The organism is Fibrobacter sp. UWB7, assembly GCF_900142945.1.
Classification (GTDB): Bacteria; Fibrobacterota; Fibrobacteria; order Fibrobacterales; family Fibrobacteraceae; genus Fibrobacter.
The window spans coordinates 462011-474636 of record NZ_FRCO01000002.1; the positions used below are offsets into that span (position 1 = coordinate 462011).

Sequence of the window (12626 nt, forward strand, 5' to 3'; positions counted from 1 at the left end):
TTAGCTACATTTACGCCGTAAAATTTTAAAAGGTCATTAACGATGAAACTCTCCAAGTACTTTTACGTCACGCTCCGCGAAACGCCGAGCGATGCCACCATGCCCTCCCACATCTTCCTCATGCGCGGTGGCTACATCAAGCCCGTTTCTACCGGTATCTATTCCATGATGCCGATTGGTTACCGTGTCATCCAGAAGATCGTAAACATCATCCGCGAAGAAATGAACAAGATTGGCGGTATCGAAGTGGACTTGCCGGTGGTGCAGACCGCTGAACTCTGGAGCGAATCTGGTCGTTATCAGGCTATTGGCGAAGAACTCCTCCGCTTCAAGGACCGCAACAACCACAACATGGTGCTCGCCATGACGCACGAAGAAGCCATGACCGACCTCGTGCGCTACGTGCTCAACAGCTACAAGCAGCTGCCGGTAATGCTCTACCAGTTCAAGACCAAGTACCGTGACGAAGCCCGTGCCCGCGGTGGTCTTATCCGTGTCCGCGAATTCTTGATGAAGGATGCTTACAGTTTCCACACCAGCCAGGAAGACCTCGACCGTCACTACCAGGAAGAATACGACGCCTACCTCCGCATCTACCGTCGCGTGGGCATTGAACCGGTGGTGGTGCAGAGCGATACGGGTATCATGGGCGGTAAGGTCGCTCACGAATTCATGCTCGATACTCCAAACGGCGAAGACTACTTGATTCTCTGCAAGAAGTGCGGCTACCAGGCCAACCGCGAAATCGCCAAGTTCCAGCGCGTGCCGTTCAAGGGCGACGAAAACGCAGCCCTCGAAAAGGTTGCCACGCCGAACAGCGAAAGCATCGAAGAAATCACCAAGTTCCTGAACGTTCCGGCAGAATCTACCGCCAAGTGCGTGTTCTTCGACTTCGAAGGCAAACTCATCACGGTCGTGGTTCCGGGCAACCTCGACGTTTCCGAAATCAAGCTCCACAACCTCTTGAAGGCCAAGGAACTTTACCCCGCCGAAGACAGCCTCATCAAGGCTTGCGGCATGGTTCCGGGCTTTGCATCCCCGATCAATTCTCACGACACCCGCATCATCGTGGACGAAGCCATCGCAGATTCCTTCGATCTCGTCACGGGCGCAAACGAAGAAGGCTTCCACTTCAAGCATTGCAACCCGAAGCGCGACTTCCCGAAATTCGAAGTGGCCGACATCGCCGAAGCTTCCGAAGTCTGCAAGTGCCCCTGCTGCGGTGAACTCCTCACCGAAACCCGCGGCATCGAAATGGGTAACATCTTCAAGCTCGGCACCAAGTTCTCTGAATCCATGGGCGCCAAGTTCCTCACCGCCGAAAAGACGACCGCTCCGGCCATCATGGGCTGCTACGGCATTGGCGTGGGTCGCTTGATGGCATCCGTCGTGGAAAACAGCCACGATGACTTCGGACCGATCTGGCCCAAGTCCATCGCTCCGTTCCAGGTGGAAATTGTTCCGATCGGCAAGGAAGCTGAACTCATGGAACTCGCTGAAAAGTTCGAAAAGGAACTCGAAGCCGCTGGCATCGATGTGCTCGTGGACGACCGCGACGAACGTCCGGGCGTGAAGTTCAAGGACGCTGACCTCTGGGGTTCTCCGGTGCGTATCGCCATCGGCAAGAAGGGCCTCGCAAACGGCGAAGTTGAATGGAAGTTCCGCAACGAAAAGCAGTTCACCATGGTCAAGGTTGAAGACGTTATCGCCAAGGCCAAGGAATACTTCGCTGAATAAGACGAAAAGAATAACGTTATTCCCGCCTGCCCTTCGTGGCAGGCTTTTTTCTTTGCTCTATTGCCCCATCCCTGTAAAATTGATTATCTTATAAACGTATGATGAACTCTATTGACTGGTCTGTGGGCTGGTGCTATATCTGCACCGTGCTCTTGCTTTTATTGATTGTCACCATTTTGCTGTTGCTCGACTACTGGAAGAGGCAAAGGCTTTATACGCTTTTCGCGGGCAACCTTGGTGAGTTCATCGTCGTACTTTCCGACAAGTTTGAATTCATCAGTTCACTTCCGCAGTTCATGTCGGACCCGCTCTTTGATAATTTGAGCAAGGACCGCTTGTTCCGAGACATTCTTCCGCCGAAGGACTGGGCTCGTCTCAAGCTTTACTTTGACGATATCGACAAGCACCCCGAAATGCCGTTCATGTTCTCGTACAAGCGTGATGACGGCACCATGCTCTGGTTCGAAATGCGCTGCCAGCACCAACGCCTTTCGATGGACGAGTCTCGTTACATCTGCTTGATTAAGAACATTTCTAACACAGTCGAAAACCAGCACCGCTTAGACGAGGCTGAAACAAAACTCAAGTCTTTGCTCCGCAATACCGGCGACTTCCTGTGGAAATTCGATTTTGAAAGCCGCCAGCTCTTTTTGCTCACGCCAATGATGGACGATGACTACCGCGACGTACCCCGTTCTGGCGGTGTTGTCGATATTGAATCGCTCATGCCAGAAGATGACTTCAAGTTGCTCGAACGTGTGATGAACGAATGCATGATGAAAGCTGGTGGCGAAGCCGCCTATGATGACAAAGGGCACCTGCTTGACGAACTGAGCCAGCTCAACCGCCTCGCCAACGAAAACGCACGATTCGGCACTCTCAAAATCCGTTGCTGGAACAGTGAAAAGAACCTCGTGTGGTACGACTTCCGCGGTCACCTCGCCCCTGATGACGAAGACCGCATCGTGATGATGGGTTCTGCCCGCCGCGTCGAAACCTCACCTGAAATTCCGTTCCTCATGAAGAGCGGCATTGAAGAATCTCTAATAAATTCACTATTCAATTTCCCGAACATCGGTATTTTCTGGGTCGACCGCAACTTTACCATTCTTGGATGCAACAACGCCTTTGCCACAGACTCTGGATTTGCCAAGACCGACGAAGTCATCAATCAATCCCTCAAGGATGTCATTTCCATCAAATATCTCCCCTATTATGATTCCATGATCAAGGACGTATTCGACAACGGTTCAGCCAAAAGCTGGAAAGGCAAATTTGCTGATAGTGACTGGATTACAACAATCAACGTTGTACCGATGCTCAAATCGCTCCTCAAGTCCGGCTATACCGTAAGCCGTGTACTTTGCGTCTACATGCGAATCTCGGGATAAAACCTCTTTAAGTATAAATTCACAATTCCATTGCAAAGCAATGGAATTTTTTTTATAAAAAACACCAGCCTCGTGAGAGACTGGCGTCTAAAATTCCGAATTTGGATTAGAACCGAATTATCGTTTCAAGAAACGCAGAGAGCCTAGCGAGAGCAGGAAAGATCGCCCGTAGCGTAGTTTCCTACGTGAGGGCGAGATTGACGAACTATCGCGACGGCTATATGTGTTTCTTAACCCAAGGTGACTTCGACCTTGTGCACACCCTTCGTAAAGATTGGGGCGACGTTGGAATCAATTTCCTGACCGTCAACGACCATCTTTGCGACACCCTTGCAGATGTGATCCGGGTTCTTCACGGTGATCTGGTAGGTAGCACCACGGAACTTACGGGTAGCTTCGAAGCCATCCCATGCGCTCGGGATGCAAGGATCAACGACGAGACCGGTGAAGCTTGCGCGGATACCGAGGATGAACTGCGTTGCAGCCTGGTACGTCCAAGTAGAAGTACCGGAGAGCCATGCGTTACGGCCCATACCGAACTGCTTGTGTTCGTCACCGAGGATGTTCTGCGGATAGCAGTACGGTTCAGATTCGAACACGTCGAGGATGTCATTCTTGGAAGCCGGGTTGATCTGGTTGTAGTACTGGAAAGCGTTATCGCCACGGCCGAGGATCGTTTCGGCGATCATCACCCACGGGTTCGTGTGGAGGAAGATACCGCCGTTTTCCTTTGCTCCAGGAGGATAGGTGGAGATGCCACCGACAGCCGGTTCAAAGCCACGGTAACCCGGAGTAGAGCTCTTCACACCGTACTTGGTGTTGAGGAGCTTGTTCAAGCTGTCCATACCCTGCACAGCGCGGTCACCGAAAGCAATGCCGGAGATGACCGGCCAGGACTGACCGTTGCAGTAAATCTTGCCGTACTTGGCAGAAGAAACACCGTAACCGTTGCCGTCCTTGTCAAACCAACGAGTCCACCACTTGCCGTCCCAAGCGCTATCGTTGAATGCCTTCTTGACATCTTCGTACCAGCCCTTGTACATTTCAACGGCTTCCTTGTCGCCGAGAGCTTCTTCAATGCCCATCATTTCGAGCAAAGCCTTTGCGTACAAAGCAGTGTTGAACGTAGATTCAGCACCGAGCGGGAGGTTCATGCAGTCGTTCCAGTCAGCGAAGCCGAGGAGCGGCAAATTGTGCTGACCGAGGTGTTCACGAGTGAACTGGAGAGCGCGCTTCAAGTGTTCGAGAATTGTGCCTTCCGGACGTTCGCCACGCTTCTTGCCAGGAACGTAGAACGACTGCTTTTCGTTGAGGAGTTCCATCTTGCCGGTTTCCTTGAGGTAGGAAGCGACAGTGAGAACGATCCAGAGATGGTCATCGCCGTACCAGTCGGCATACATCGGATTGCCATCGGCATCAAGGACGCCAGCCTTTTCGCGGGAATCGCCGGCGTTAGCTTCGTTACCCGTGTCTTCAGCAAGAGCGAGCGGAGCGTACTGGTGCATAGCGTTACCTTCCGGACGCTGCACGGAGATGAGGTTCTTCGTAAGAACGAGAGCTTCTTCAGGCATGTGGCTCATAACGCCCATGAGGTCCTGAGTAGAGTCACGGTAACCGATACCGCGGCTGGTGCCGTAGCCCAACTGGTAGAGGGATAAGTAGCGGCTCCAGTTCTTGGTGGTGTGGCACTGACGCGGGTTGTGCACGTTCACCATCGTGTTGAAGGAAGCATCCGGGGTCTTGACCTGGATCGTGGAGAGGTAGTTTTCCCAGAACTTTGCGAGTTCTTCGAAAGCCTTGTCCACGTTCTTGAGATCGCGGTACTTCTTGATAGCCTTAGCTGCAACCTTGAGGCTCTGTTCCTGACCGAGCTGGGTGCAGGTACGGAAAGTCTTCTTGGCAGCGATCTTGCCAGCGTGGATCATGAGAGCGGCGATGTTATCGCCACGGTCGCATTCGCTGTTAGCAAGTTCCTTGTTCTGGAGGCTGAGCGGATTTGCCCAAGAACCCATTTCGTTATGGCCGAGGAATACGCGGCGGTCACCATCGAAGGAACCAACCTTGCAGTCAGCAGTAACGTAGTTCACAGCGTAGTCACGCTTCATGTAAGCGTACTGTTCCAAAACGACGTGGCCGTCCTTTTCCCAGTGACCCTTGAGGGTCATGGTCTGCGGAACCCAGTCGGCGTTCGTGAGCTGCTTTTCAGCTTCAAAGTGGCTGAATTCATAAACCGGGATGATGTCCACTTCCTTAGCGCCACCGGCAATGTTCGTCACCTGGATGTCCTGGAGGAGAGTGTTGGAGCCCGTCGGAACGAAAATCGTGACCTGCACGCGGAGACCGAAAGCTTCGGCAATCCAACGCATGTAGGAAAGGCCCACGTGGCATTCCCACTTGTCCATCTTGGTCAAAGTCGGAACGTAGAACGGGGAGAAAATCTTGTAGCTCTTGCCATCCTTGATACGGATGTAGATAGTGCTGGCCTTGAAGTCAGAGCACGGCATCTGTGCAATGTACTTGGTGATACGGTTGAGAGCCGGGTCGCCTTTGCAAACGAGAGTGCCGCCGGTCGTATCGACGATACCGCCGAAGTTAAGAGTACCGACGTAGTTGCACCACTTGATCGGGGTAGCCGGGGTGGTGAGCACGTATTCTTTTGCAGCGTCATCAAAGTAGCCATACTTCGGGGCAGCGACCTTAGCGGTCTTCTTTGCCGGGGCCTTCTTTGCAGCGCTCTTCTTCACTGTTTTTGTAGCCATTTTATCTCCGTTAGAGAGGGGGGGGGTTAGTTAAATTCGGAAGTAGGAATTAGGAATCCGGAATTGTGAATCTGATATTCGATGTTCTGAACTCGTTAATTTCCTTCAAATTTTGCGGGTAAATATAGTTTTTAGTTGGTAGAATTTAGTTGATAGAACTTAGAGAACGTCTTTAATTCCGTCATTCTGAGCAAAGCGAAGAATCCAGTCAAAGAAAGCACTGGATCCTTCCACCTACGGTGTCAGGATGACGAGCACTCGTCTAAGCTCTATTCATCAAACTTTTCAAAATCTCTGTTACCGAAATTGATGTAGAAGTATCCACCGAGTTTCTTGCTGCGGACCGGGTCGCGCAAAATGCCGATGGCGGCACGCACGTACTTGAGTTCCACCAAGATGTGGTCGCGGCTCATGCAGTTGAGGAACGGTCCTTCCGGGTAAAGCGTCGGACGTGGCTCTTCGGCAATCATCTTTTCGAGATTTTCGATTTCCTGAACCAGTCTACGTTCATGCACTTCGAGCGTGCGGATAACTTCTTTGTTTTCGGCACCATAAAGGAAAGCAAAACCAAGCGTACGCGGATCGTCGTTGAAACCGGTCAAATGCTTGAGGACTTCCTTGCGCAGCACTTCCCTACCCTTGTCCGTGATGTTGAACACCATGCGTTCCGGGCGGTTTCCGTCGCGTTCGGAATGACCGACAATGCATTCATTCTTTTCAAGCGTTATCAGTCTATTATAAACGGTCGAAGTGCTAATCTTAGCCCAGCGGTCAAGTTCACGATCACGAATTTCCGTGATAATATCATACCCACTGCGTTCGTGTTCCAGAATGAGGCCGAGCAATACAAGATCGTAACGGTTCATTTAAATTCCTTGATTTTGCTAGTATTCCAATTTGGAATAATTGACTAACAAGAAAATTACATTTTTTTCGCGGAAAAGAAACAACATGATGTAAAAATTCGGAAAATTTTTGAATTTAGTCCCGTAAATCCGCAAATACTCTTTTTTTAGGCAACTCTCCATTCTTATTGGGATAATTAGTTTATATTTCTATTGGTTGCTAGTAGATATTGGGGAGCTTTGTGCAGACTATTCAGAAAATAAAAAGAAAAAACAATCGATTAAAATTTTCGATTATAAGGTTTGCACCTCTTATTCTCGTTGTCTATTTGATCATCGAGGCTTTTGCTGCGTTCCAAAAAGAAGACAAAAGCGCGGTTACAGCTCGCAATAGGGACTATATCAAGGATATCACCCTAGCGATGGCTAATAAGCTCGACGATATTTTTTCCAATTCTCTCAAGTCTGTCGAAGCGCTAGCCAAGCTCAGTTCAAACGATATTCGAGACGGTCAAATGAGTTCCGTATTCCTGGCGGAACTTGAAAAGTTGATTCAATTTGACCATTTGATCTTTGCGGATTCTAGCGGAATGGCTATAAAGACTTCTGGTCAAAAGGTTTATGTGGGCAATAAGTGGGCTTTTACCGACGGCATGAAAGGCAACAGCGGAATTTACGTGGCTATGCCCACCAATACTACAATTGCATCTGTCGGCTTTTACGCTCCTGTGATTGTCGATAGAAAAATAGTTGGTCTGCTATTCTCGTCATTTGACGAAAACACCATCAAGAGATTGCTTGATTACAAGGTTTTTGGCGCACATGCTTCCGCTGGCATTATCAACACGGAAGGCAAAAATCTCATAGCTCTTGAGACCATGAAAATACAGCAAACTTCGATTCAAGGTCTCCCCAAGGATAACTTCAAGAATTTCCTTTACACCTCTAAGTTCGATGAAGAAAACAGAAATAAGATTATATACGCCTACACAACGCGAAGCCCGTCCAGCTACCAGTTCAAAGGAGAAAACGATGAAATCCAGGGCTACATCGCTCCGCTACACTCGGTTCCTTTAAGTGTTTATTCCAACTTCCCCACTGAAGCCGCAAATGCCCTTTATACCATGGGCATCAAAGCGGGGCGCATGCTTCAGTTTTTGCTCATTTGCATATTCGCAGGTTATATCGTCTATCTCATGATTGTACAACTGTTGATAAGGCGTAACGAAGCCCGGCAGAATCGTATGGCGAACTATATCGCCATAGCCGAAAATACAATCGCAAGAGCCATGATTTACGTGGATGCCGAGAATGGAACATTCGAAGACCTCTCTATCACGCCAATGCCGTTTCCCAAAAACGGACGCTTGGATGATCTTGTTGAAGGGTTTATCAGATTCAACGACGACATGCAGAATGGCGACGACTTTAGGACCTTCTTTAATGTAACCATAAAGGATCGCAAGGTTCTCGATTATATTCCAAGTGTCATATTCTGTAGCCCACAACCCAACGGGAAAAAAGAATACATTACCATGGTGTATATTCCTGTTGAAGTGAAAAAGAATGTTGTACACAAAGGAATTATTTTATTTAGAAACATCACCACTGAAAAATCTAAAGAAATTGAAGCAAACCGCAAGCTTTCGCAAGCATTGAACGCCGCCCGCGAAGCAAGTAATGCCAAGACGACATTCTTGTTCAACATGTCACACGACATCCGCACACCGATGAACGCGGTCATGGGATTCACGGCAATGGCGAAAAAACATATCGAAGAAAAAGAAACTGTCAAGAAATACTTGGATAAAATCGATATCGCCGGTAAGCAGCTTTTGTCTCTTGTGAACCAGGTTCTTGAAATGTCCCGTATTGAATCGGGAAAGATTATTTTGAGCGAACAGAAGTGCAACCTCGAAAATATCATCAAGGCTTTGTCGACAACGTATGGTTCGCACGCCGAAACAAAGGGCATTCTGTTTACAGCAACGATCACGAACATCGAACACAAGTTTGTCCTTGTCGATGGCGACCGCATCAATCAAATTGCGGCAAACATCATCGGAAACGCCATCAAGTACACGAATGAAAATGGAACCATCATGTGTACACTCGAAGAGCAAAAATGCGACCGGGATGGCTACGGGATTTACGCTTTTACTGTTGAAGACTCAGGCATTGGCATGAGCTCTGAATTTTTGGAGCACATTTACGACGAATTTACACGCGAAAGTTCCACAACGGTCAGCCGTATCCAAGGCACCGGTCTTGGCATGACCATCGTGAAAAAGCTCACAGACATCATGGGTGGCACAATCAAAATCGAATCCAAGAAAGGACAAGGTACAAAGATTGTCGTGAGCATCCCAATGAAGTGGTGCCAGGAATTGAAGACCGAAGTCACAGAACAGAAAACCATTACGACAATCCCGCTTAAGGGAATGAAGGTGTTGCTCGTTGAAGATAACGAAATGAACCGCGAAATCGCCGAAGAAATCCTGACCGAAAACGGACTCATCGTCGATACTGCAACTGATGGCGATATAGCCGTCGATAAAGTGCGTAAAGCTGCACCTGGCGATTATGAACTCATCTTGATGGACGTGCAGATGCCCCGCATGAACGGCTACGATGCGACCAAGGCAATCCGCAAGCTAGAGGATTCGCAAAAGTCTAGAATTCCAATTATCGCCATGACAGCAAATGCTTTTGAAGAAGACAAGAAAAACGCACTTGACGCGGGCATGAACGGGCACCTCGCCAAGCCGATTGAAGTCCAAAAACTTATCCAAATGTTGACTAATTTTAGGCAAAGTTAAACAAGTGGAAAAATATTTGTTATAATAAATGATATAAGACAAGGAGATAAATATGAAAACCAAATTCTCACGCTTCGCAATATCGCTCGCTGTTGCAGGTGCATTTGCTCTTGTGACAACATCACTCACCGGCTGCTCGATTTTCAAAAAGCTTCAGGCAGCTAAAGTCCTCATCCAGACAAAGATGGAGTACAAGGACCTCACCTTTGATAACGTCGATGTCTATGATGACGTCATGGAACTCGTGAATACCGGAATGGACGGTTTCTTGCCGAACCCGAAGGCAGTCATGTTGGTCAAGGACTTGTCCCAGAACATCATCAACAAGAGCCTTGGTAATGCAAACTTTGACGTTTACATGAACGCCAATAACACAACCAAGGACACCTTGTGGATCAACAAGCTCCAGATCGAAATCAAGTTCGATACGCTTGTGACGGTTCCGCTTACTCTGAAAGATACCATCAGACTTGCTCCGGGCGACAACGACCTGCACTTCAACGCAGCATTCCCGCTTGATGCAAACGTCTTTAAGATTAACGAAATCAAGTACTACGGCATTGCAGGCTTTATCGACGTATCCCTTACCGAAGGGGGCGAACCGGTTTCCCAGGACTTCGAAATCAAGAAAGATGTCCAGCCTGAAGATGTCGAAAAGCTCCAGAACCTCGTCCGCGACAGATTGTTTGATCTTCTCGTGAACAAATGGCTCGGAAAAATTATTAAATAATAACACATGAAAAAACGTACCTTTGTTCCGGAGAATTTGAATCCGGATGATGAAAAAGAAATCTCTAGACTATATCGCGCTCTTTTGCAGCGCGATATTCCTGTAAACGTCGAACCGCTCCGTCAATGGATTTTAGACTGGAGCGAACTGGAATCGGTTCTTGGCGAAGTGAGCTGCAGACGCTATGTCGCCATGACGTGCGATACCCGTGACGAGAAAGCAGCCAAGGCTTATTCAGATTTTGTTGAAAACATTCAACCGCTCATGATTGAATACGACAACAAGCTGAATAGGAAGCTCATGGCACACCCGTCTAAGGACGCTCTCAAGGGTGAATTCGGTGAATGGCTCAAGGGTGTACAAGTTTCTTTGGACTTGTTCTCCCCCGCGAACATTCCACTTGAAACCGAAGAGAACAAAGCGATTCAGGCATACCAGAAAATCACTGGTGGCATGAGCGTCGAGTTCGACGGCGAGGTCAAGACCATGCAGCAGCTCGCTGCCTATATGGAAAAGACCGACCGCAATCTTCGTGAACGCGCCTGGCGTGCTATGTGGGAACGCCGCCTCCAGGACAAAGATGCGTTAGACCAATCTTACGATAAGTTGTTTGAAATTCGCAAGCAGATTGCCCAAAACGCAAACTGCAAGGATTTCATCGACTACATCTTCCTTGCAAAACACCGTTTTGACTACACTCCTGCCGATTGCGAAGCCTTCCACGAAAGCATCGAGAAGCTTGTTCTTCCGTTGCAGAAGGAAATGTACAAGCGTCGCGCCAAGGAAATGGGGCTCGAACGTTTGCGCCCGTGGGACTTGGATGTCGACCCGCTGAGCAGACCGCCTCTTAAGCCGTACCAGAGCGGTGATGAACTTATCGAAAAAGTCGATTCCATTTTTGAAAGCATCCATTCGCAAGCCGGTAAATGGGCCCGTGAAATGCAGGCGAAAAAGCTTATTGATCCGGATTCCAGACTGGGCAAGGCTCCGGGCGGATACCAGATTGGTTTTGACGAAAGCCGCCTCCCCTTCATTTTCATGAATTCCGCCAATACGGACCGCGACATTTATACGCTGTTGCATGAATCAGGCCATTCGTTCCATCAGTTTGCTCTCGCAAACCAGCCGATTTTCGCTTACCGCGATGTTCCTGCTGAATTTGCAGAAGTTGCAAGCATGAGTATGGAACTGATCGGCATGTCGAACCTTAAGCCGTTCTATGGTGACGACCACGAAGCGATTGTCCGCAGCACTGAAGGCGAACTCGCCGACGTGATATGGTTGTTCCCGTGGGTGGCTAGTATCGACAGTTTCCAGCATCGTCTGTACAACTTCCCGACTCATACCGCCGAAGATCGCAGCGATATCTGGAGCGAAATTATGGACCGCTACGATGCTGGTGTGGATTACAGTGGACTTGAAGCCGTTCGCCGCAACTTGTGGCAAAAGCAACTTCATTTGTTCGAATGCCCGTTCTATTATATCGAATATGGCATCGCACAGATTGGCGCTTTGCAGGTCTGGGCAAACTTCAAGAAGGATCCGCAGAAGGCAATCGACGATTTGTTCAAGGCAGAAAGCCTAGGCAGCAGCCGTCCGATTCCAGAGCTCTTCGCAACCGCAAACATCAAGTTTGATTTCACGCCCAAAACGCTGGAACCCTTGATGCAAGTGGTCTGGGACGAACTCAGTAAGCTGTAGGGCTGTATTTGAGGCTAAAAAATCTTAAAAGCTCTAAAAAATTTCACTTTTTTTTGATTTTTTAGCCCAACACCCTTGACAATCAAAAAAATAAAAGTTATTATTGGCGCACCTCCTCAATGGAGGTCATCCTAACGGAGGGATGGCCGAGTGGTTGAAGGCGCACGCTTGGAAAGCGTGTTTACCTTACGGTAACGAGGGTTCGAATCCCTCTCCCTCTTCTAAAAATTTTTCGAGGTACCTAATGGCTGAATCTCAAAGAGTTTATCTTGACGATATTTACGCTAGTGAAGAATGCCAAGGTTCGGTTTTCCGCGCCGTTGTCATGATGGCTCATGAAGCCCGCTTCATTAACAATCAGTCCAAGCAAGGTTACATTCAGCTCACTCAGAAGCCGACAACTATTGCTATGAACCGTTTTAAGGAACATAAGCTCACGATGGTTGAAAAAGGCTCTAACGATGTGACTGAAAATGCCGTAAAGGCATCCGTTGCAGAAGTTGCTCCGAGCGCAGAAGCTGTTGCAGAAGCAAGCGAAGCCGCAACTGACGCTTTCTAATCTCGAAAAACAGAATTCAAAAAAGACCGCTTTCGAGCGGTCTTTTTTTATCCCACATTCGTCATCCTAACGCCAAAGGCGGATA

8 protein-coding genes and 1 tRNA gene are annotated in these 12626 nt (G+C 48.7%); 7 read left to right on the forward strand and 2 right to left on the reverse strand.

Translation table 11 applies throughout. The features are described from left to right. The first annotated feature begins 42 nt into the window (after positions 1–42). Positions 43–1737 (forward strand): proline--tRNA ligase, encoded by a 1695-nt coding sequence (locus BUC30_RS07400; RefSeq protein ID WP_073424247.1) that lies wholly within the window; start codon positions 43–45, stop codon positions 1735–1737. Positions 1738–1835: 98 nt separating this feature from the next. Continuing rightward, on the forward strand, positions 1836–3128 hold the full coding sequence (locus BUC30_RS07405) for a PAS domain-containing protein (RefSeq protein ID WP_073424248.1): 1293 nt from the start codon (positions 1836–1838) through the stop codon (positions 3126–3128). A 230-nt stretch (positions 3129–3358) separates the two neighbouring features. On the opposite strand, the gene BUC30_RS07410 is transcribed toward BUC30_RS07405, so the two are convergent. After that, positions 3359–5887: a GH36-type glycosyl hydrolase domain-containing protein gene (locus BUC30_RS07410; RefSeq protein ID WP_073424249.1), complete on the reverse strand. Its 2529-nt coding sequence runs from the start codon at positions 5885–5887 to the stop codon at positions 3359–3361. 269 nt (positions 5888–6156) lie between these two features. Continuing rightward, the gene (locus tag BUC30_RS07415; protein WP_014545006.1) at positions 6157–6753 is read right to left on the reverse strand and encodes a PadR family transcriptional regulator; all 597 of its coding nucleotides are present in this window, start codon (positions 6751–6753) and stop codon (positions 6157–6159) included. A gap of 221 nt (positions 6754–6974) precedes the next feature. Between BUC30_RS07415 and BUC30_RS07420 the strand changes: the two genes are divergently transcribed. The 5 genes from BUC30_RS07420 to BUC30_RS07440 all read left to right on the forward strand — a co-directional run bounded on the left by BUC30_RS07420 (position 6975) and on the right by BUC30_RS07440 (position 12541). Next, entirely contained in the window at positions 6975–9551 is a 2577-nt protein-coding gene (locus BUC30_RS07420; RefSeq protein WP_170861517.1) for a response regulator, read from the forward strand. A 52-nt stretch (positions 9552–9603) separates the two neighbouring features. Next, positions 9604–10281, forward strand: a complete 678-nt coding sequence (locus BUC30_RS07425; protein WP_073424251.1) for a hypothetical protein — start codon at positions 9604–9606, stop codon at positions 10279–10281. Between the two features lie 6 nt (positions 10282–10287). Then, positions 10288–11982: a M3 family oligoendopeptidase gene (locus tag BUC30_RS07430; protein WP_073424252.1), complete on the forward strand. Its 1695-nt coding sequence runs from the start codon at positions 10288–10290 to the stop codon at positions 11980–11982. Between the two features lie 136 nt (positions 11983–12118). After that, positions 12119–12203 (forward strand) — tRNA-Ser (locus BUC30_RS07435). A gap of 23 nt (positions 12204–12226) precedes the next feature. Next, positions 12227–12541 (forward strand): hypothetical protein, encoded by a 315-nt coding sequence (locus tag BUC30_RS07440; RefSeq protein WP_073424253.1) that lies wholly within the window; start codon positions 12227–12229, stop codon positions 12539–12541. Positions 12542–12626: the final 85 nt, after the last annotated feature.